This is a genomic window from Nonomuraea sp. NEAU-A123, from assembly GCF_018603905.1.
Taxonomy (GTDB): domain Bacteria; phylum Actinomycetota; class Actinomycetes; order Streptosporangiales; family Streptosporangiaceae; genus Nonomuraea.
The window spans coordinates 1-21,093 of sequence record NZ_JAHFZZ010000031.1; the positions used below are offsets into that span (position 1 = coordinate 1).

The following is a 21,093-nucleotide window of genomic DNA, read 5'->3' on the forward strand; positions in this document are numbered from 1 at the left end:
CTGCATAGACAACACCTCAGCTACCGGGAGCCCGCTCCCGTCCACGGGTCAACTGCCCAACGATGACCACACCCCGACACTCTCCTGACCCGTGCCCCGACACCAAAGCCCTTCGTCAGCAGGCTCTTAGCGATCACCAGGACGCTCTGCCCCTCGTCCAGCCAGCTGCGGATGCGCTCCAGACTGGCCTCTGAGTCGATCGGATCTTCGTCGAGCGTGAGCCGGTGCCGCGCAGGTGCTGTGCCTACCGGCGCCCGGCGGACCTCGACCGAGCCGAGTGTGTCGTGGATCAGGTTGATCATCGGTTGGGCGAGGGTGGCGGACAAGACCGCTACCCGGCTGCCAAGCCGCTGCCACAACTGCATGCAGGCGCAGATCCGACCGAAGGTCGCGGGATCGTAGGCGTGAAGCTCGTCCAGGACCATCAGGGCATTGACCTGTTCGAGCAGAACGCTGGAGTAGCGGGTTCCAGCAATGGCCGCGCGCAGGAGTTGATGAGGGGTGGCGACCCTGACCCGTTGGCTGAACAGCCTCATCGCACCAGCTCGGGCACGAGCCCGACGGGCGTCGGCCGGGCCGGGCGTACATTCGTCAGCGATCGCTCGGGCCAGCAACGTACGCGCTGCGGTGGCGTGGAGCACGCCGATGTCCGGACGCTCCTGCCCAGGAGCAGAGTCGAGATGCTTGATGAAGCGATCACGGGCGGCGTCGATCGAGGCCCGGTACGGCAGCAGCCAGGCCAACCGCGGCTGACCTGGCATGTCGTCGAGCTGACGTGAGGCCCAAGCCAGCCCCGCCTCGGTCTTGCCGCTTCCCGTGGGTGCAACCAGGATGAGGTGCTCTGCGATGTCGGCGGCCTGTCGCTGGTGCGGGTAGGGCGTGGGCAACCGGCTCAGGAAGTCCCGCGGTAGCGGCATGTGCGTCTGCAAAGGCACGTGTGCGGAACCGGAGTGGTCCGCGAGGGTGACCGCGCCCTGCAGAAGTACAGCAACCAGACCGTCCTCTTCGCTGACCGGGTTGATCCACTCGGCGCTCAGCCGGGCGAAGGCATCGCGGGCGAGCTCCCACAGGCGGCGGTCGTTGGCGGGCACGGGGATGGCCAGCTGATGGGCAAGCCAGGCCAGCCAGGCGCGATGGCGGGCGGCCGGGATCTGAACGCGGGGACGCCCGAGCACCGGGGCGGGATCGCGGCCGAATTTGCGCTCCCACGCCGCTACGGGGGGATACATGGAACGCAGGTCACCCCGGCGGTGCGAGGTCAGCGGCCGGTGGTGAAAGGCCACACCAGCAGCGATCATCTTGCGCTCTTGTGGGTCCATATGGCGGGTGAGCAGGTCCACATAGGCGAGCGAGAGCACCTCATGCCGTTCACCCCAGCTCTCTCCGCCAGGGCGGAGCTGGCGTTGGAAGCCCTCGGCAACCTTGCCGGCGTCGTGCAGCAGGGCAGCGGTCTCCGCCCAGGACCAGAAGTTCGGGTAGAAGGCCAGCACGCCCGGAGAGTCGATCCGGCGTGCGATCGTACGAGTGGCATCCCGAACGGCGAGGCTGTGCTCCGTCAGCAGTTCCGGTCGTCCCAATCCCGATCCGCTGGCGGACTTGGCGAGCACCTGAGACAACTGCGCGTCGCGTTCATCCGATGAGGCAGGCGAGCTCAGCCAGACTGCCTGATCCTCATCGCGGTACGCCCCCACGACGGCATGTTCACCAGCCGACTCTGAGCACCACTGGTAGCTGCGGTACTCGGTACGGCCCCGGTCGGAACTGATCGCTTCGGCCAGCCGCAGTGTGCTAGCCAACGGCGCCTCGTGACCTCCCACCGGAGCCAAAGCGTGCCCCACCCTGGCCCGCTCGGTGGGCTGCAAGATGACCTCGCGGACGGAAACGATATGCACGAGATCTTGCGAGCGGCCCAACCGCAGACCCCACACCGGCCGGCGCAACGCCTGCGCGATCCGTTCTCCATCAGGAGCGGGGATCCAGATCGTCAAGCGAACCCCGACGAGGAACGGCCTGTCCCGGATGGTCACGCCGCCCTTGCCAGCCGCCACCCTGCCCGCGATGGCCGGGTTGGAGCCGTCGGCGGCGATGGGGTGATAGGTCTCGGCGTCAACGCCCCTGCCTTCGGCAGATGCGGCCAGGCCGAGCGTGATCGCTTCGCTGGCGCGACCGGTGGCGGCGGCCAGCATGCCGCGCACGGTGGAGGGCGGCGGTACCGGTAGACATCTGCTGACACCGGGGAACATCGGATCGCGGAAGGAGGCGACCGGCGCGTACAAATCTACCCGGACCGCCTGGATCGAACTGGGCATGCCGCTCATCGGGTTCACCGGGCCGGATCGTCGAACCAGGCGTCATGGTGCCCGGTACGGATCTCCTCCGCCAGGCAACGAAGCATCGATCGCGGGTGATCGATGACAACCTGCCCCTCCTCGATCAGGTCGGCGAGGTCGTGATCGAACTCTTTCCGGTTTCTCTCCTGGAAGCCCGGCCGCCATCCCAGCCGTACGGGCGCCTCCCATTGGCCCTGCCAGGCCTGCAGTTCCTGGCGCAGCACCTTGCCGCTCACCGTCAGCCCGCTGCCGTCAGCGGCACCGTCGATCACGAACGTGAGCGGGTTCACGCCGCCCGCCATAGGCAGTGCGGCCACAAGGGCCGGCGTGCGGTCGCCATAATGCAGCGCCTTCTTGGCTCCACCGGTCAGTTCGGCCAGCGCGTCCAGCAGCATCGCGACCCGGTCCCGGCGTACCTCCAGCGGTAGGCGAATCGCGGCATGGCCGCGGAAGGTGATCGCTTCGGCGCCCATGCTCACCGCCTGGGCCACGCTCAGCGCCGCATCCGCCGACAGGTAGTTCGCCCGGCCGCCACCGTTCGAGGCCGGCAAGGTGAAGGTGCCCACCCGAGGAAGGTCGAGCAGGAACGGCGCCACCAGGTCAGCGGTGTAAAACTCGTGCCCGTGCAGGACCGGGTCCTCAACGCCACGAGACATCACGCCGAAGTCCTCGGTCGGGCGGGCCGGCTCCACGGACATGAACGTGCCCACCATGAACGGCGTGTCCCGCAGGGTGGTGGCCTCATCGGCGCTTTTGGCGGCCGCCTTCATATAGCCGAACAGGTCATCATCGGCGTACCGGATGGGGTCGGCCGCCGTATTCGCCTTTTGCGCCTTGCCTTGCGCCTTACCCACTCGTTCGGTCGGAGAGGCGACCATGCCCATGCCGGTCATCGTGTCGCGCAGCCACCGGCGAAACGCCTGGGCCGACACGTATGGATAAATCTGGCCGCGGATTCGCGCCTTCTTGACCGGCGTGGTCGTGGTGTTCTCACCGCGCCCGTTGTTTGGTGCGCCTGCGCTGACGGCCAGCGCGATTTTGCCTGTTAGGTACGCCATCAGGAGTACTCCTCGACCTCGTCGACGTTCGTCTTGTCGAACCCGATCTCGCCCTCGGCCTCGGCCTCGGCCTCCTCATCATCGTCGTATTTTCTGGCTCCGATTGGCACTCGCTTTTCATCCAGCCTCGCGCTGACCTCGAAGAAGAGCAGCGCGCGATCAAGCCACCCCTTAGAGCCATTCGCGAATAGGTCTGTAAGCGTTGCAGAGCTTATTGCCTCCTGCGGCACACCGCGCAAACGCAGGCTTGCGTTTGTCTTCATCAGCAACCTCTGCAGTTGATAGCCACTGCCAGCGGCACGGCAGTACTCATTGAACCGGCCGCGATGTGATTCTTGAGCGATCCAGCTGGCCAGCAGTTCTGCGACAGGCTTGAGCCGATCGGCGTCCATTCCGTACATCACCTCCGCATAAAGACGGCACAAAGCCCGCCATCGCACCAGCGTGTGCCGTGAGACCTTCTCCCCGTCCCCCGAGCGCGCCCACAGCTCCATCGGTAGCCGATCCGACCGCTCCCCCTCGCGATCGAATAGCAGCCGTGCCGCGGCGGTGGCGCCGTCCGCCGCCGCCCTTCCCTGCCGGTTGCTGCGCTTCAGGATCAGCCGCAGATCCTGCCAACCCTTCGCGCAGTCGGGATCAGCCAGTATTCGATGCACGAACTGGGCCACGCCCGTCCGCGTCTCCGACACCCGCAGCCATGGCTCCTGGTTGTCGTTCTTGAACATCCACAAGCTGGTCGCCGCTGGCGCGTCGCCGGCATGCTCATACAGCGCCTGCAACGTGACCGCCTCAGGCCCGGCCATTGCGGGCAAACCATCGAAACCCAACTGGCGTATCCGCCCAGCTCGCCGCACATTCCGGGCTACGAACTGTCGCTCGACTTGTGGGTTGGCACATATCAGCACCGTGGCCGAACCAGCTGTGAGCCAAGCCCCGTACGGCAATGCCCACAACGCCACCCGACACCCCCGGCACACCGGCCACCCTGCCGTCCCGGGTGGCAGCGTGTTCAGCGCCCGAATCGAATCGAACATCGGCAGCGTCGACTTCGCCCACAACACACCGCTCGCCTGTCCGCAGAACGTGCAGGCCCGCCACGACCGTTCGGCCTCGTCCGGAGAGAACAGCCAAGCCATCTCCCGGCCCAGGACAGTACGGTCCTTCTCCCGCTTAGCATGGGTCGGCTTGGAGTTCGGGTAAAGCGCGAACAGAACCTTCCACCAGTCGTAGGCACCGCTGCCCTGATGAGCGATGGCCGCCTCGACCACGTCCCCGATGATCCGCTGAATCACGACATCGAACTGCTCCGCCGTGACCTGCTCGGCCCGCTCACAACCGGCGAGTACCGCCACCGCCCACGCTCCGCAGCGTTGCAGCGGGTGCTCGGTAATCCGCAACGAGGACGCTGGGTTCTGCGTGGCGCTCACCTGATCCACCCGAACCCCTCCACGGTGGACAGCCCCAGCCCCCACTCATACAGCGCGTCCAGCAACTGCGGCGCCCCCGCCACCCGAACCCGCGCGGTCGCCCCAATACGAAAGCCCTTCGGCATATCGAATCGACGACGAGGACCTGAATCCTCCACCTCCACTTCCACCTCATTCGGCAACCCAAGAACATCTGCCTTATGCCGGAGGTTATGCGTCAACCGCTCCTGAAAATGAGCGTCTCCGGGAACCAGGTAGAGATCTTCATGTTTCACCAAAACCGGCGAAACCGTCTCAAAAACCGCAAATCCATCCGCATGGTCAGTAACACCATCTAATTGGACGCCTTTGACCGACAAGGTCACCGACCCCCAACGGATCTCGCCCCGTCCCGCCATCGCTGCCAGCAGACACGCTGCAATCCGCGGTACCGGAGACCCCATCGATATCACCCCGTCCGACGAGGCCGAATACGCGCCCGGAAGACGCCGTGTACCAGAAAACAACGGCGGAGAAACCCCTACCGGACGAAGTGAGCCGCCCTGCCAGCCGACATCATGAAGCTCTTCGGCTACCGCCGCGTCTTGACTTTCAATCAGGTCATAGATAACTGCCCTGGCCGGACCGTGAACCTCATGCCACGGCAGCACCGGCTTACTGGCAGCAACATCAACGCGAAACCGCACGAGCTCCTCCCCTTAAGCCATTTGGACTTGGCCCAGTAGTAGCAGGAAGCTCTGACAATTTCTGAGCTATCGCAAGACTCCATGCCGGGGGCGGGGTCGGCACGTAGCACCCACGGAGACCGTGCTCAGACTTGACATGTTCTACCGTTGAGCCAGCTCTTGGACGGATCGCACCTCACTGTGAGTGATGGGCGACTGCCGACTGTGATGTCTCATCCAAGCGTGTCGTTGTAAGCGGGCATCAGGAACTCTTGGTCAGCGGACCCAACGTGCCAGGTGGATGGCCACACGACTCCAGGTAGGCGGCCACGAGAAATCCCGGTGGACGGACTGCGGACCTGCTCAGCGGGGTCTGTACTGCGTCCTGGTGGGGGGGCTTCCTGGACCTCGAGCTCATCGACGGTGTTCGCGTCTCGATGAGTCGCAGGGGTACTCCGATGCCGTGCGGGCGCCTGGATTGGTTGCGATCCCTCCAGGGTGATGAGTGGCCCCCGAGAAGAGGGCTGACGAGATGATCCCGGTCCAGTTGCGATCCCTCCAGGGTGATGAGTGGCCGTGCGCCCCGTTCGAGGGCGAGATTCTCGCGATCGCGTTGCGATCCCTCCAGGGTGATGAGTGGCCACGTGCTGGTCCTGACCGAGCTCAAGCCATCGTTGCGATCCCTCCAGGGTGATGAGTGGCTATGTGGGTCGCCATCCATCGCGTGTGCAAGGAATTGTTGCGATCCCTCCAGGGGTGATGAACGACCGCCCGAGTAGAAGGCGATCGCGTTGCCGAGCAGCGTGGTTGCGATCCCTCCAGAGGTGATGAACGACACCGCCGACCTCGCCGCGCTTGCCGGATGGACCAGCCAGTTGCGATCCCTCCAGGGGTGATGAACGACTTGGCGGCTGCCTGATCGTCTTCCTTCATCAGGGCGTTGCGATCCCTCCAGGGGTGCTGAACGACGCGGTCGAGGTGGCCACCCCACCGGTTGAGAATCATGTTGGGATCCCTGCAGGGGTGATGAACGACTCATCCTGCACTGCTCCCGCTGCGACACACCGTGGCTGTTGCGATCCCTCCAGGAATGATGAACGACCCGAGATGCTCACGTCCGGCGACAACGATTACCAGTTGCGATCCCTCCAGGGATGATGACCGACCCGACCGCGTCCGCTGGTTCCGCAAGCCTCACCCGACGTTGCGATCCCTCCAGGGGTGATGAACGACCCGGGTGGGCACCGTGGCCGGGTCGGTGGTGCTCGCGGCGTTGCGATCCCTCCAGGGGTGATGAACGACCCCTTAGGCCCGCATCCAAGCCCCGCGGGCGGCCAGTTGCGATCCCTCCAGGGGTGATGAACGACGCCCTTCGGTCGGCGGGCGGGGCGACGGAACGTCAAGTTGCGATCCCTCCAGGGTGATGAGTGGCCGGCAGGGCAACCTTGCAATCCGCGACCACGTCACGTTGCGATCCCTCCAGGGTGATGAGTGGCCGGATCACCGCCGACGACAGCACGCTCAGCATGTAGTTGCGATCCCTCCAGGGTGATGAGTGGCCCCATCCGGTGTTAGCCCTCCAGCGGGATGTCCTCGCGTTGCGATCCCTCCAGGGTGATGAGTGGCGGCGGCACCCAATCCACGGCGAGGAGCGAAGTGACGTTGCGATCCCTCCAGGGTGATGAGTGGCCATCCGCAGCCGGTGCGCCGTACGCCCCTGGACCGGTTGCGATCCCTCCAGGGTGATGAGTGGCCTCCGCACCGGGGCATGGGATGCGCCAGGCTCCGGTTGCGATCCCTCCAGGGTGATGAGTGGCGGAAACCAAAACGTACGCCACCGCCACCGCAGTCGAGTTGCGATCCCTCCAGGGTGATGAGTGGCCGGCTCCTGGCAGGACGGGCACACACCGGCCATCTGTTGCGATCCCTCCAGGGTGATGAGTGGCTCATCTTCCGGGCGTTGATCGCCCCCGGCCTGGTCGGTTGCGATCCCTCCAGGGTGATGAGTGGCCCAGATCCGTATTCATATCCTGGCGGGAATGGCGGGCGTTGCGATCCCTCCAGGGTGATGAGTGGCAGTGCAGGCGGCCCTGGCGGGATCGTGCGCCCTTGCGTTGCGATCCCTCCAGGGTGATGAGTGGCATGACATGGGGATCGCTGAGGAGCAGGTGCGGATCCTGTTGCGATCCCTCCAGGGTGATGAGTGGCCGCCGGGCGCGCGGCGGATCATCGCGGCCAGGAGCAGGTTGCGATCCCTCCAGGGTGATGAGTGGCGAGGAGCGTATTGGCCTCCTGGCCCACCTCATCGGGTTGCGATCCCTCCAGGGTGATGAGTGGCATGATCAGTCGCTCTCCTGCGAGCAGCCCGGACGGCGTTGCGATCCCTCCAGGGTGATGAGTGGCCTGGACCATGGTGCTGGGGTTGGACGGCAGGTCCAGTTGCGATCCCTCCAGGGTGATGAGTGGCCCGGGAGGCCATCTCCCGGGGCTCCCTCCCCGCCCCTCGTTGCGATCCCTCCAGGGTGATGAGTGGCTGGACGTCATCGACCGGGAACTCGTCGCGCTCGCGTTGCGATCCCTCCAGGGTGATGAGTGGCCCCACGGTAAAGTCCCAGGTCAAAGCTTGCACAGCAGAGCATAGATAATGCCATTTTGCAGCAACCCGGCGGTAATGCTGAGGCACAGGTCAGGCTGGTAAACACCGCTCCTTGGGACGCGGTCCAGGACAGGGTCGCGAAATCATCCTAGATCACCCGCCAACCCCGCATTCTTGATCCACCGCCCCCAACGAGGACTACGGGAGAACTGCGTAGCGATGTCCTTTCCGGATGGTAGTCCTCCGTCCGGGCGCCGGTTCTCCTGCGCCCATCGCCAGGCAGAGCGGTGAAGACCCAGGGCCTCGATGTCACGACGACCTATTCCGCGAGCAGATAGATCGCTCAAGGCTTCGCCTCCAGGTTCATGAGCATCTGATCCCGCAGTCGGCAGGTCTTCCACGGCGTCTGCCATGCGCTTCGACCCGGCTGAGAACCGACGGACCTGAGACATCAAGAGTTCGTAGCTACCAATGAGAGCCGCACTTGGCCATGCAGCGATAACCCGGCCGATCATGCTGGGCTCCGCGACCGCGACGTTCGCGGCAAGGCTGGCGAGACTGCCGACCCCGAGCATGGTCCACGCCAGCACGCCACCACGCGACCCGTACCGGTTGGCCAGGAGGATGGACATTGAGGCAACGACGATCGTGCCGTCGACCGCGAGCGGGATGAGCACCGCCGCCAGGCGATCCTCACCGTGCCGGAGACAGAGTTCATGCATGTGACGGAACGACACGATCGCCGCGATGCCAGCAAGGAAGAGAACCCCTGTGATCGTCGTTCGCCGGATGCGAGACACGGCCCGCGCGTTCGGCTCCATCGCTGCTCAGCCCTCCTGAACTGGGAGAACAAGCGTCGTGGAGACGCTGAACGGCATGTACGTATCGGCTTTCGGACACGTAAGTTGTACATAGCTGGGCATTTCCGGGCATGAAGGTACGTCACCCTGGCCCAGCCTTCGGCTGACGCCGGGATCAGGGCTTGCTAGCCTTCCTCCTTCCAGCAGGCCGGAGACATCGGAGCACGGTGTCTTGTCCGCTACAAGTCAGCGGGCGGGATCCAGGATGACCTTCACCTCCTCTCGCGTGTCCGCCCTCAGGGCGCGAGTCTCGGGATCGTAGACCAAGGTCATGCGGTCGGCGCGCAGACGGCCGATGATGTCCGCGACGCCGAGCGGCAGAGCGCTGGTCGGCCAGCCGGCGAGATCAGGTCCGGCCAGCAGCACGTACAGGGCCGGCAGGTGCGGCAGGATGCGATCCTGGCGGATGTAGAGGTTCTTGGGCCGGTCGGGATCGGGACGGCTGGCGCTGCTGTGGCCGTGTCGACACCGGTAGGCGGCCCGGTTGTTGGCCCAGCACGACTCCAGCCGTCGGCCACAGATCCCGCAGCGCAACAGCCCAGCCAGCAAATAACAGCGCTCCGAACGCGTCCCGTCGGCTACGGCGCGCATTCCCTGTAGTGCGATGAAGTCCGCCTCACTGACCAGCGCCGGATGCGCGGGCCGTGTGGAGATCACCCAGCCGTCGGGCAGGTTCCACCGCTGCACCTGCCGATGCCCCAGCCCGGTGTTGCCCGGATCGATCAACTCGTGCTCGCTCGGCTGCCGGTTCCACACCTGCCGCCCCGTATACCGCGGATTACACAGAATCGCCCGCACCGTGGTCAGCGTCCACCCGGCACCCGACCGGTGCGCATTACGCTTCGGATCTGCGGCCGACGGGCACGGCACGTCGGCGTCGTTGAGCGCCCTGGTGATCCTGGCCAGGCTATGTCCGGCCCGCCGCTGGGCGAACATCCACGTGACGATCGGCGCGGTGTCCGGGTCCGGCTCCAACCGCCACGCCCGCCGCCCCCATGCCGCATGCGCCCGGTTCGGATGCGGGCCAGCATCCACCAGCCGATACCCATACGGCGGACGCCCGCCCTGGTACCGGCCCTGCTCGCGGACTTGAGCCGCCATCGCGGTCCGCACCCGAATCCGAGCCCGGGTGATCTCCCGCTTGGACTGGATCCCGAGCGCGATCATCAACTGCTCGTGCCCCTCGCCGGCAAAGTCGACCCGGCCACCGACCTCGGGCATCCACAACTGCACGCCATAATGCTCGAATAACGGCGCCATCAGAGCGAACTGGCTGCCGTAGAAACCACGCTCATACTCTCCCACCACGATCGCGTCGAACCCGCGCTCCGGGTCGGCCATCGCCACCACCAACGCCGCAGCCTCCGGCCGCCGCGACCACGGCAATACCCGGCTTTGCCCAACATCGAAGTACTCGGCCACGATCCGCCCGAACCGCGCCACCAAAACTGCAGCCTGATCCCGCTGCCGCGCCCGCGACGACACCGGATCCTGATGATCCTCCGTCGACACCCGCCCATAAAACACGAACCGCAACCCGCGCCGGCGCGGCTCGATCACCCGGCACCGTCTCGTCCGCGCCGCCCATGCCACCAGCGTGTCGTCACTCACCTCCTGCACCGTCATCAGGGGCAGGGGTACCAGCGTCGCAGCCATGGTCCACCTCTCGCGTCCAGCCGGATAGCGCTCCTACATTTCATCATCCATAAAGATGATCACATAGGTCACAAGCGACAGAGTTTTACATCAGAGGATAATTTTCTACATCCAGTCGGCACATATATACTACTGGTCTTCATATTTACCATTTCGCTTACGCGAAGAGCTCCATGAGGGCGCCTCGCGATTTGCAGCCAGGGGCGCGACGTTAGCTCAGGTCGGCGAGGAAGCCGTCCAGGTGCAAGGCGAGCGGGTGAGCACCGCCGAACTGCTCGGCGACGACTGCGTTCCATATGCCCGCCTTTAGCCCTCCGCTGGCCTGGTCCGCCTCGTTGCCAGATAACCGGGGAACGAAGGGGGCGCGCTGGGCGGCGACTGCCCAGCTCGTTCCCGGCCCGTGATCGCTATCTTGCTGGATAGCGAAGGTTATCCAGCAAGCTATCCACGGACTCAGATATGGTGCCCCAAAAGGCTAGCGGCCTCCTATGCGTGGCCCTGTTACGGCAAACCAACGAGGTAAGGACATGCGAGCCGCCGGCGCGAAGGGGTCGAACATCCACTTCCCGCTGTCCGCAAACGGCATGGACTACCTGATCAGCGTGGTAGACCACCTCGACGGCGACCCAAGCCCACGCGATCTCAAATACGCGGTCCTCCACCTTCAGGCCGCCACCGAAGTCCTCCTCAAAGCCTGCTTGATCATCTTTGACTGGCGTCTGGTGTTCACGAAACCTGACGAGGCCGATGAGAGGCTTTACAAACGGGGCGACTTCAACAGCTGCGACATGAGCCAAACGATCAAACGACTTCGTGACCAAGGCGTCTCGATCCCACCTGAGATCAAGGCGGCCATCACCCGTCTGGCAAACCATCGCAACCGCCTTCAGCACTTCGGCCTCACCAGTACGGCAATCGCGATCGAGGCCGCCGCAGCCGAAGTCCTGGACTTCCTGCTCACCTTCATCCACGAACAGCTCCAACCGGACCTTCAGGGCACCGAAGAAGCACATGTTGCGGACGGGATGGAACTGGTGCGGGGCCGATTGCACCAGATCAGGACACTCGTCACCACGCGGATGAAGCGACTCCGACCCGAACTCCAGCCCTATGCGGCACAGACGCTCAAATGCCCAAACTGCGGGCAGTGGGCAATGATCGCAGACGCCGGCGAGGCCCAATGCCGGTTCTGCCAGACGGAGTGGGATCCCAACACGCTGCCTCTTGCGTACATGGTGGACGTGTTGGGAAACTCGTGGCGCGCCTTCCGCAAGGGCGAGCCCCCAGCCGACGTGTGCCCTGAATGCTGGGGCGAAACTCTAGTCCACGGGGCGTTTCTAGCGGACGCTCCGGAGACTCCCCGCTCATTCTGCTTCGGTTGCTCCCATGCCTTCGACGGCCTCGCCAATTGCATCCGATGTGGACTCCCCTTCCAAATCGGCGCGGACGGATGGCCGATCTGCAGAACCTGTCGGGACGAGATGACAGCGCGAGACTGAGGAAGGCATGGAATCGAGGATACGGCGGGCCGCTACCGGCGGTGGTCTATCATCTGGACCGCTAGCCTCTGATCGTGCGGCAGCACAGGGAGAGTGATGCGCGGCTGGATAACCCGGCGCTGTTTTTCAACCGCTACCGCGGCGGCCAGGTGAAGACCCGCGCCGTCGACCGGCTGCTCGACGAGCTCGCCCTCGACGGTCGACGACAACGGCACGCCCGCCATCTCCGTGTGCACCCTGCGTCACACCTTCGCCATCAACCTGCTGCGTCAGAGCATCGACATCGTCGTGCCCACCGAGCCGATGGGGCATGCCCGCCTGGGCACCACCCGCCGCCACACCCTGCCCACCCACGGCGACCTTGAGGCCGCGGTCGCCATGCTGCCCACCGACCAGTAGCGGCACGCCGCCGTTCAGACGATCCGGCCAGGCTTCGCTGCCGCCCGCTTGGCGAGGTTGATTCACGTGTCAGCTGGGCCCACGGCAACGTGGTCACCACACCAGATGATCTCGTGGCGGCGAGGCAGGGGGTCGATTAGGACCATTGGTTTTCTGGCAAGGAAGAACGCCGATCCGCGTCCACGTCTCTGTCCAGCTCGCAGCCAGGACTGAATCGCCGTTGCAGGATCGTCATCGGGTGGATCCTGCAGTGCACGTTTCATCACATCCACCCGCCGCCCTTGGTGCTCACTGGCCCATGAAGCCCACAGCCGTCGTTCGCGGTCATTGCGTGCATCGGCCAATCGGTAGTCCTGTCTGCCCAAATTCGACGGGCCGAAGTCGTAGCGCATGACCAGCTGGGAGTACTCCGGAAACCGGCGCCCGGGGAGCGCAGCGAAGAACATCCACACGTCCAAATCCTTTACCCCGGTGGCACCTGTGAGCATGTGCAATGCAGCGCCCTGTGCCAGCACGCTTGCGATCATTCGGTCCTGGAACTCGGGGCACCGCTGGACAAACCTTCGGAGTTCAGCCGCCACGATCTCGGCCAGTCTGTCGAGGTGGTTTCTGGCAACCGGCTCATACGATCTGACCGCAAGCTCCATGTGAGAACGAATACCATTCGGCAGATGTGCCAGCAAGCCGCACGAGAAGATCTCACATCGGCCAGATCTTTCTCGGTCTTCGCCGGTTGACCACTGGCGGCCTCACCAGCACGCATGGCCGGTCGAAATGCTTGCGCGTGGGAATCAACACCGGGCTTCTCATATCAGGTGGGAGACGAGGAAGCGCCAGACGATTACCGTCACGGTGTGGATGAGTCTGAGGTCACCCTTGTTGCCGCCGTCATTGCTGCCGTGGCCGCCATCGTCGGGCCAATTGTCAGCATCGTGAACAGTCGCTTGGTTAAGCGAAGGGAAGAACTCCGGACGCGCGAGCGAACAGCTGCTCAGGGTGCGCTCGAGGTCATCGCCAAGTTGCTGCTCCTGGAGCCCGACCCACGCGAAGGAATCGAGATGGCCGAGATCCGAGAGGATGTTCGTAGAGACCAAGCTCGAAAGCGGGGTCTGCCCCTCCCTAAGCCCCTCCCCAAGCCGGCGCTGCCGGACAAGTCACAGGTAAAGGACTGGGAGAGGCGCCGCGACGATCTGCTGATCGCTCTGGACCTGCATGTCAGCAACTTCTCAAATAACGATCTCCGCAACCGACTCGATGCCGCGTACGAGATCCTCTCCTATCGCTTCGCCCTCTGGTGGACGATTCACGCGCCGGAATCGGTGTTGCGACGCGTCGCCTGCTATCACGCGAGGGCTTGCATACGCTCATTCTACCGGGGCGACCGAACGTTGCCCGAGACGCCGGACCGGTTCACCCAAGCCGTCGATGCGCTCAACGACTGGAAAGCAGAGCAGGACGTGATGGCCGAATTTGCAAAGCAGGAACGGCTGGAACGGCAAATGGCGGAAGATCAGGAGTTCCTGCGGGAGTTAGCCGCCGACGAGATAACCGGGGACGACTCGAGCACTCCTTCCCCGTGACACAGCTCGCCTGGCTGATTGGGACACCGCAAGGTTAGCTTGCGGCTCTGGGGTGTCGGCGTTTCACGCCTCGTTTCAGCCGGGCGTGTTCTTATTGCGCGGCATGCCGTGTCACGCGCACGGCCTGAGCGATCAGCGCCACGACAGCGGGGGCGACCGACTGCGGGTCCGTTCGAGGTCAGCGCGGCATTCGGCGTCCAGGCGGGCGAGGACGTTCTCGCGGTGCCCGCGCTGACAGCGATGACGGCGACCTCGACGATCGGGCGGCGTCATGGGCGGCGCGGGGCCGTATGCAGGGCGATGGCCTCATCCAGCACGGCGAGTGACCGACCAGACGCCAGGCCGCTTGCCCAGCCGGGCCACGGCCTGGGCGACGGTGACGGGCTCGACGCCGTGGCTGGAAGGCACAGTCACCTCCAGACACATGCAAAAGCCCCGTCCGGCTGGCTGAGGGCACACGTGTTTGCGCTGAGCAAAGTGTTGCACGCATCAGAGCGGCATCAAAGATCTCGTCCCGCCACCGCCAGATCGGACCCGCCCACCGGTTGGTGGCCGGGTCCTCAATCGTTGCTCTTCCTACGTCAGAATGTGGGGTGAACGCCTCGCAGCCACCGCCCTGATCGCACAGCAAAACCCCAGCACCCAGCTCAGGTCGTACGGCGCTTTCGCCCAGAACGTCTTACTCGGGGAAGATCTTCGACCTGAACCGTGGCAGTGGCGAACTCGTCGTGCAACTGCTGCCTGTACGAATGCACAGCCGCACTGAGTGCTTCCTTGTCGAGCGGTGCCATGGCGACCAGCGCTGCCAGCAATTGAGCCCTTGAGACCTGCTCTCCTGCCGCAGTTGCCAGGGCCGCCAATACCTCGAGTCGGGCGTCAACGGCGTCCGGCCACTGCACTGATGTGGTGCGTTTGGTCGAGTCCCTGAGGAGCTCCATGCCTCTTCTCTCGCATTCGCAGGCGCAAGATATACATGAGATATATAATTCTACGGTGTCGACAACGATCAAACCGAGGGCTGCCTTCGACGGGACGTCAGAGCTGGTCATCGCGGGTCGGCGGCTGAGCCCCACAACGGTGTTCGACACCTACTGGCGCTTCGCTGCGGAGCGGCAGCGGGTGTACGAGAGGAAGCTCGCCGGGCAGGTCGGCCCATGGACAGCTGATCCGATCTTGGCCAGATACCGCTTCACCAACTGCTATCGGGCTAGTGACCGCGTGAGCCAACACCTCATCACCCAGGTCATCTACCGAGGGCCGTCCGAGTGGTCTGAGGTTTTCTTCCGGGTCATGCTGTTTAAGCTGTTCAACCGGATCTCCACCTGGCGGTTGCTGACAGCCGTACTCGGCGAGATCAGTTGGGCGAACTACTCGTGGCAGGCCTATGACGCCGTATTGAGCGGCGCCTTCTCTGAAGGACAGCGTCTGTACTCGCCCGCCTACGTGATCCCGCAGCCACCGCTTGGTGAGCTGCGTAAGCACCGTAATCACCTACGGTTGCTGGAACTGATGATGGCTACCGACGCGCCAGCCAAGATCGCCTCTGCGACCACCATGGCGGCGGCTTTCGAGGTCTTGAAGGGATATCCCGGGTTGGGGGACTTCCTTGCGTTCCAGTTCCTGATTGACCTCAACTACACGTCGGTCCTGAGTTTCAGCGAGATGGACTTCGTCGTGGCCGGTCCCGGAGCTCGTGACGGCATCCGCAAATGCTTCGGCCTTGGCGCGCAGGGCGTCGAGGCGGAGGTGATCCGGTACATGGCTGACATGCAGGAGGTCCAGTTCGAGCGTCTCGGCCTGGAGTTCTCTGGCTTGTTCGGTAGGCGTTTGCAGTTGATCGACTGCCAGAACCTCTTCTGCGAGGTCGACAAATACTCGCGCGTGGCCCATCCCCACGTGCAGGGTGTCAGCGGTCGTACCCGGATCAAGCAGGGCTACCGGGCAGATTCGGCTCCTTTGACCGCATGGTTTCCGCCGAAGTGGGAGATCAATAGCGAAGAGCTGCCCCCTGCGGAGTGCCTTGAGCAGCGGCGGTGACTTCTGGCGCCAGAGGCCGACCAGGCAAGTCTCAAGACATGTCCGCCGTGAGATCGACTTGTTAACCAGCGAAGCCGGGAATGATCTCGGGCTGCGATGTCAGCAAGCGCACTTGGCGGCGCGCCATCTCGATCTGCGCCTGCCCGGCTACGACCGTGAGCTGCCCAGTACGCAGTCCTGCCTGACTGGCCACGTACTGAAGCAGCCGGCCCAGTCCCAGATAGTTTCCGTAGGCCCGCTCCACCATCGACTGGCTGCGGTAGTAGGCCAGCATGTGCACCTGGGCGTCGGCATCGAGTTGGAATGAGCAGTGGCTCAGGCAGGGGAAGTGGCCAGGTGTTCGGTCTTTGCCGGGCACGTAGATCGGAGCGGTTGCCCCGTCGTCGGGCAGAAGCGAGAAGTCATTGGTCAGCTCACCCGGCTCCTGCGGCGCGGTGGTGTCCGTATCGGGTGCACCATCCACTTCGGGTTGGTCGATGAGTGCTTCGTAGCGGGTGAAGCGTGCACGGCCGCCTTTTTGAAGCCGATCCACGACAGCAGCTAGCTGGTCGACTGCTCCTTTGATTCCCGGATACGCGACCAGCCTGGCGAAGTAGGTACCGAACTGGTTGCCCTTGAATCCGCGTAGCCGTGGTAGGTAGCGCAGGTAGCGTTCGACCAGTTCCTTGTGGTTGGAGCTGGTGGCCGCAATGGCCGCGGGGAAGATCGTGTTGGCCACGGTGTCGACACCCGGCTGCCGGAGATCGTCGAGGAGTCTGTCTACTGCAGCTCGAATGTGCTTGTCCTCAGCGACCGGGGCGTCAATTGACACGATCATGTGCAAAGCACGGGGTTCTGGCCGCCGCTGGCCCAGCGCACGCACGGCCTGCAGCCATGCTTCGGAGACGTTCGGTGCGTGGATGTACAGGACTGACATCGCGATGTCCGTTTCTCGCGGTAGACGGATCATGTTGTCGCGGCTGGGCTGGAATCTAGCCACGAACCCTGCGAGCGCAGGCGTTTCAGCCTCCCGGGCACACATCCCGGGACGTTCAGTCCGGTCGCCCGTCCGGACACGGGCGACTCACCATTGATGAGCTGGCCGATCCCGCTAGATCGGTAGCCAACCATTCCCCATCCACATCAGTCTGGCTCGTTGAAGCCAACCCGAGGAACCCGGACGGGAGCTAGTGTCACCTCCCATCCGAGCCTTCCTGCTGCCGGATGCCGCAACGGACCTCCAGCAGAGAACTGGTCGGTGATATCGAACTCCAAGGGATCATCGAGATCTAGCTCAAATCCCAGCATGCCTGCTTCGTCCCCGCTCGGGGAGATAGCACGTCGTACCCCCGCCGGCTGACTGAGCGTCTCCGCAGCGGAATCCGTGGTTGATGACAAGCTCACCACTAGCCGGTCGCCGGGGCGTACGTGCAACGTAGCGCCGTGTGCGGCCGGACCGAGAACCCAGATGTCGTTGCCTGGTGATGAGGCAGCCCGACCGACGGCTCGTGCTCGAACCTTTCCTCTGGGCAAGCGTGCCCAACTGCGCGCGTTGGCCGAGGAGATGAGCTTCAGGCTGGCGAGATGGCGGAGCGTGCCCTGGTAGGAGGTACCCAAGTGCAGCCCGATTTGATACACCTCGTCAGGCCTCGTAATGGCCTCGACACCAAGAGCGGCGATCACCTTGCGAGTCGCTACGCGCGGCATCAGGAACCAGGCGGCGAAGGCTTCCGCCTCCTTTTCCCTCACCGGCCATGCTCCTGGATCGTTGTCCTCGAACACTTGCGAGCCCTCAGATACACATTCGCCGTGACCGAACACATGGTGGCCAAGTTCGTGAGCAGCGCTGTGGCGCTGATCAATGACGCTGCGGTGGCTGTTCAGCAGGACGCCCGCCTTCCTGCCTCCCGAACCTACGGCGGCCGGCAGGTAGGCACCGAACAGGGCCGACATTGGGGTGCATATCACCATCAGCCCTGCACGGTGTAAAGCCTGGTATACGTCGACGTACCGGCTCTGATCTAGATCCAGGTCGCGGTGTGCCTGAGCGGCCCGGATCATCGCACGCCCGTGCGCCAGCCCCCAGGTCACCGGTCTCTCTCCCCGGCCACCCGCTGCTCCTCCTCGGCCTCGGCCGCATATGCGGACTGCAGGAACTGCGCGAACTTGACCACCTGCTCCCGGTCGCCGTCGCTGAGAGGGCTCAGCGCCCGAGCGAGCATGGCCGCTGCGTGATCAGCGATGGCGGCCTCGGTGTCCTCATCAAGGAAGTAGCCGATAGGGCGTTTGTAGAACCGTGCCAGCTTGCGCAACTCCAGGCTGTCGACCTTACGTGTCCCGCGCTCGATGTCGCTGACGGCCGTCCGCGGGATGCCTGTCCTGTCTGCGACATGCTGCTGAGAGAAGTTCAAATATTCGCGGGCGGTGCGCAGTCTCTCTCCGACCAGCTCCCAACTCGGGCTCCAGTCAGGATCGCGGGCAATGTGTTCTTCTGGGGCAGTCATGACACCTCCTTACTTGCGACGGCAATGGCGGCTGCGGCGAGGATCGTCCCGGCGAACGCCTGCACCGACCGCAGAGAGCGGGCGGCTTCGTTGTCGGCTGGGATGCGAACCCCGAAGTGATCCTCGACTCGGGTCAGGATCTCGGCGATCAGCTGTGAGTCGATCGGCAGTTCGCAGCCCTGGCTCTCCAGTTCTGCGCGCAGCTCAGCCGGGTCCCGGTCTTGCTCCGCAGCCAGTAAGCCGATCGTGAGATCCACTACGTCTTCCCGGGTCATGCTTGCGGACATCTTCCCTCCCCGGCTGTGGCGTTTTCCTGAATTTCCTGTCCGACAATGCCACACTCCTGGATATCCTACAAGGCGTGCAGGAGAAGCCGACACGAGGAGCGAGCGTGGATATGAGCGACTACCAACAAGCCGCCTGCAAGACCCTTCAGGAGGTGGAAGCCGGCACGGACGCCGTAGCCGTACCTCTCCTCGGGCTCATCGGCGAGGTCGGGGCGGTCGCCACGGCCTACAAGAAGCAGTTGCGTGACGGGCGGGCCAATCCGACGTTCAAGGCCCAGTTGCGCGAGGAACTCGGTGACGCCCTGTGGTACCTGGCCGTACTCGCCGAGCAATCCGGCCTCGACCTAGCCGATGTCGCGGCCGCCAACCTGCACAAAGTCGCTGATCGCTGGCGCCCCACCACTGCAGATCAGATCCCCTTCGACGAGGACTATCCGCAGAAAGAACGACTTCCACGCACCGCGCGATTCATCCTTCGTCTCGCCGACGTGAACGGCATAACCAAATCGATCCTCACATGGGATGGCGCCGCCGTGGGAGATCCGCTCACCGACGCCTCCCACGTCAGCGACGACTACAGGATGCACGACATCTTCCACCTGTCCTACGCAGCAGTCCTTGGATGGTCCCCGGTGATGCGCTCCTTGCTACGCCGCAAGCGCCGTTCCAACCCCGCCGTCGACGAAGCAGAAGACGGCGGCCGGGCCATCGCCATCGAGGAAGGCATCTCCGCCTTGGTGTTCTCCTACGCCAGCCGCCACAACTACCTCGACGGTAAGGCCCACATCGACAACGACCTACTCGACACCATCGGCTCCATGGTCGGACACCTCGAGGTCTCCGCCCACCGCGCCGCCGACTGGGAGAAGGCCATCCTGACCGGCTACACGGCCTGGCGGCAGCTGCGCCAAGCTGGCGGCGGCATCATCGATCTTGACATGAACACCCAGACGCTCGTCGTTTCCTCCATGCCCGCCCAGTGAGGCAACAGCACCATCACGAAGGAGGAGAGCAACGCACCAGGTTCGGCCTTACACGCACCTTGCCAGCTCAGACTTCGACGAAATTGCCGGGAAGCACCGTCAGAACCGATCTCCTGTCGTGCACAGGAAGTAGTCCTTTGCCAGCTACATCTTCACCAGCTTGTGGAGGAGCAGCTGCTCAACGAGGAAGGCCGTAGTCGTCGCCTCATCAGCAGGAGGCACTTCGAGCGTCATGGAGGCATGCTGGCGCGCAAGAGTCTCGTAGCCACGGCGAACCTGGTCGCGGTTTAGCTCATCCCTTTCAAAGGGCGAGGTGAACAGGAAAACCAAGTCTGCTGGCTGACTCGCCCAGATTGCGTTGATCATCCCAAAGAACGCGGACTCATCTACGCCGAGGCTGGCCAGGTCGCAGCCATACCAGCCGTAGGCCACAGTGGACCACCACCATCGATCCAGCACCACGCCTTGCTCGTGACGGGCCTCAGCAATTGCCGCGATGTTCTCTGCATGGCACGCGAGATGTAACAGCTGGCGCGCTAACGACGACTTGATCTGGATACCTTCAGTAAGGGAGTAGATGCTCGTCGTCACACGAGTCAAGCCGGATGGCATATGCGTGAACAGCGGGGCAGGGACGGCCCAATCAAGAGTGGAGAGCCGTTGGCGCTGAGTAGATTTTCCGCTGCGGTCCAAGCCTTCGAGCACCACGAGTGAGCTCGGCCGGAAGCGCAATTTCTGCAGCTCCATTGTGCACCTCGTATACTCCCAAGAGCCGCTGGATGCTGGGCCCTGCATTAGTCACAATCGGATAGTTTACCGGAGCTGCCATCTTCACACAAAGTACCTTTTGGTACTAGTTGTATGTAGCTAGCCTCGCCGATTCACGGTGGCTGAAGTGAGCTGGCCATCAACACCGCCGCCGCGATCGGCTGCGACCTGCTCGCCTGGTTCCGGCTGCTGTGCTACAAGGCCGAGTTGGCGATCGCCGAACCGGCCACCCTGCGCTACGCACTGCTGCACACCAGCGCCCGCCTGGTCCGTGGCCAGCGACGACGCACCGTCAAGATCCCACGCACCTGGCCCTGGGCCGACCAGCTGCAACGCGCCCTCTCATCCGTCCTGGCGCTGCCCGTTCCCATCTGATCACCAGCCCCCGCCCTGACACTCCGAGACGCGAGCCCCCCAACCGACCCGTGGAACCGGCACCACCGACGTGACCGTCGGCCCGGTGCC

At 64.0% G+C, this 21,093-nt stretch carries 19 protein-coding genes and 1 CRISPR repeat array; of the genes, 6 read left to right on the plus strand and 13 right to left on the minus strand.

The window, feature by feature from the left end:
* Positions 1 to 20: 20 nt before the first annotated feature.
* The 6 genes from KLK06_RS52080 to KLK06_RS52105 all read right to left on the minus strand — a co-directional run bounded on the left by KLK06_RS52080 (position 21) and on the right by KLK06_RS52105 (position 10,496).
* Positions 21 to 2,318, minus strand: coding sequence for a CRISPR-associated endonuclease Cas3'' (locus KLK06_RS52080; protein WP_214643384.1), 2,298 nt, complete (start codon positions 2,316 to 2,318; stop codon positions 21 to 23).
* A 5-nt stretch (positions 2,319 to 2,323) separates the two neighbouring features.
* Complete coding sequence (cas7i, locus tag KLK06_RS52085; RefSeq protein ID WP_214643313.1) at positions 2,324 to 3,388, minus strand: type I-B CRISPR-associated protein Cas7/Cst2/DevR; 1,065 nt, start codon at positions 3,386 to 3,388, stop codon at positions 2,324 to 2,326.
* Entirely contained in the window at positions 3,388 to 4,824 is a 1,437-nt protein-coding gene (locus KLK06_RS52090; protein WP_214643314.1) for a hypothetical protein, read from the minus strand. Before KLK06_RS52090 ends, cas7i begins: the two co-directional genes overlap by 1 nt.
* A complete protein-coding gene (cas6, locus tag KLK06_RS52095; RefSeq protein ID WP_214643315.1) occupies positions 4,812 to 5,501 on the minus strand; it encodes a CRISPR-associated endoribonuclease Cas6 in 690 nt (229 codons plus the stop codon). The genes KLK06_RS52090 and cas6 overlap by 13 nt, the downstream gene beginning before the upstream one ends.
* A 460-nt stretch (positions 5,502 to 5,961) precedes the next feature.
* Positions 5,962 to 8,076: a CRISPR direct-repeat array (repeat unit 28 nt; unit sequence GTTGCGATCCCTCCAGGGTGATGAGTGG).
* Between the two features lie 143 nt (positions 8,077 to 8,219).
* Positions 8,220 to 8,897 carry a DUF2637 domain-containing protein gene (locus tag KLK06_RS52100; RefSeq protein ID WP_214643316.1) on the minus strand — a complete coding sequence of 226 codons (678 nt, stop codon included), beginning with the start codon at positions 8,895 to 8,897 and terminating at the stop codon, positions 8,220 to 8,222.
* Positions 8,898 to 9,122: 225 nt separating this feature from the next.
* Complete coding sequence (locus tag KLK06_RS52105) at positions 9,123 to 10,496, minus strand: recombinase family protein (RefSeq protein WP_214643317.1); 1,374 nt, start codon at positions 10,494 to 10,496, stop codon at positions 9,123 to 9,125.
* A gap of 623 nt (positions 10,497 to 11,119) precedes the next feature.
* Between KLK06_RS52105 and KLK06_RS52110 the strand changes: the two genes are divergently transcribed.
* The gene (locus KLK06_RS52110) at positions 11,120 to 12,091 is read left to right on the plus strand and encodes a hypothetical protein (RefSeq protein ID WP_214643318.1); all 972 of its coding nucleotides are present in this window, start codon (positions 11,120 to 11,122) and stop codon (positions 12,089 to 12,091) included.
* Positions 12,092 to 12,123: 32 nt separating this feature from the next.
* On the opposite strand, the gene KLK06_RS52115 is transcribed toward KLK06_RS52110, so the two are convergent.
* Positions 12,124 to 12,327 (minus strand): hypothetical protein, encoded by a 204-nt coding sequence (locus KLK06_RS52115; protein ID WP_214643319.1) that lies wholly within the window; start codon positions 12,325 to 12,327, stop codon positions 12,124 to 12,126.
* Between KLK06_RS52115 and KLK06_RS52120 the strand changes: the two genes are divergently transcribed.
* The gene (locus tag KLK06_RS52120; protein ID WP_214643320.1) at positions 12,320 to 12,490 is read left to right on the plus strand and encodes a hypothetical protein; all 171 of its coding nucleotides are present in this window, start codon (positions 12,320 to 12,322) and stop codon (positions 12,488 to 12,490) included. The genes KLK06_RS52115 and KLK06_RS52120 overlap by 8 nt on opposite strands.
* A gap of 62 nt (positions 12,491 to 12,552) precedes the next feature.
* Here KLK06_RS52120 and KLK06_RS52125 read toward each other — a convergent pair whose 3' ends face one another.
* Positions 12,553 to 13,137: a hypothetical protein gene (locus tag KLK06_RS52125; protein WP_214643321.1), complete on the minus strand. Its 585-nt coding sequence runs from the start codon at positions 13,135 to 13,137 to the stop codon at positions 12,553 to 12,555.
* Between the two features lie 207 nt (positions 13,138 to 13,344).
* On the opposite strand from KLK06_RS52125, the gene KLK06_RS52130 reads away from it, so the two are divergent.
* Both KLK06_RS52130 and KLK06_RS52135 read left to right on the plus strand, forming a co-directional pair.
* Entirely contained in the window at positions 13,345 to 14,070 is a 726-nt protein-coding gene (locus tag KLK06_RS52130; protein WP_214643322.1) for a hypothetical protein, read from the plus strand.
* A gap of 993 nt (positions 14,071 to 15,063) precedes the next feature.
* Positions 15,064 to 16,107 (plus strand): nucleotide kinase domain-containing protein, encoded by a 1,044-nt coding sequence (locus tag KLK06_RS52135; RefSeq protein ID WP_214643323.1) that lies wholly within the window; start codon positions 15,064 to 15,066, stop codon positions 16,105 to 16,107.
* Positions 16,108 to 16,168: 61 nt separating this feature from the next.
* Here the strand turns inward: KLK06_RS52135 and KLK06_RS52140 are convergent, their stop codons facing one another.
* From KLK06_RS52140 to KLK06_RS52155, 4 genes are all read right to left on the minus strand, one after another.
* Complete coding sequence (locus tag KLK06_RS52140) at positions 16,169 to 17,023, minus strand: hypothetical protein (protein ID WP_214643324.1); 855 nt, start codon at positions 17,021 to 17,023, stop codon at positions 16,169 to 16,171.
* A 206-nt stretch (positions 17,024 to 17,229) separates the two neighbouring features.
* Positions 17,230 to 18,177, minus strand: a complete 948-nt coding sequence (locus KLK06_RS52145; protein WP_214643325.1) for an ImmA/IrrE family metallo-endopeptidase — start codon at positions 18,175 to 18,177, stop codon at positions 17,230 to 17,232.
* Complete coding sequence (locus KLK06_RS52150; RefSeq protein ID WP_214643326.1) at positions 18,174 to 18,590, minus strand: helix-turn-helix domain-containing protein; 417 nt, start codon at positions 18,588 to 18,590, stop codon at positions 18,174 to 18,176. Before KLK06_RS52150 ends, KLK06_RS52145 begins: the two co-directional genes overlap by 4 nt.
* Positions 18,587 to 18,877, minus strand: coding sequence for a phosphopantetheine-binding protein (locus tag KLK06_RS52155; protein ID WP_214643327.1), 291 nt, complete (start codon positions 18,875 to 18,877; stop codon positions 18,587 to 18,589). The genes KLK06_RS52150 and KLK06_RS52155 overlap by 4 nt, the downstream gene beginning before the upstream one ends.
* Between KLK06_RS52155 and KLK06_RS52160 the strand changes: the two genes are divergently transcribed.
* Positions 18,868 to 19,860: a nucleoside triphosphate pyrophosphohydrolase family protein gene (locus tag KLK06_RS52160; RefSeq protein ID WP_214643328.1), complete on the plus strand. Its 993-nt coding sequence runs from the start codon at positions 18,868 to 18,870 to the stop codon at positions 19,858 to 19,860. The two genes, KLK06_RS52155 and KLK06_RS52160, sit on opposite strands and share 10 nt — an antisense overlap.
* A 144-nt stretch (positions 19,861 to 20,004) precedes the next feature.
* On the opposite strand, the gene KLK06_RS52165 is transcribed toward KLK06_RS52160, so the two are convergent.
* Positions 20,005 to 20,607: a hypothetical protein gene (locus tag KLK06_RS52165; protein ID WP_214643329.1), complete on the minus strand. Its 603-nt coding sequence runs from the start codon at positions 20,605 to 20,607 to the stop codon at positions 20,005 to 20,007.
* A 177-nt stretch (positions 20,608 to 20,784) separates the two neighbouring features.
* Here KLK06_RS52165 and KLK06_RS52170 point away from each other — a divergent pair, with 177 nt between their 5' ends.
* Complete coding sequence (locus KLK06_RS52170; protein ID WP_308168867.1) at positions 20,785 to 21,003, plus strand: transposase; 219 nt, start codon at positions 20,785 to 20,787, stop codon at positions 21,001 to 21,003.
* Positions 21,004 to 21,093 lie beyond the last annotated feature (90 nt).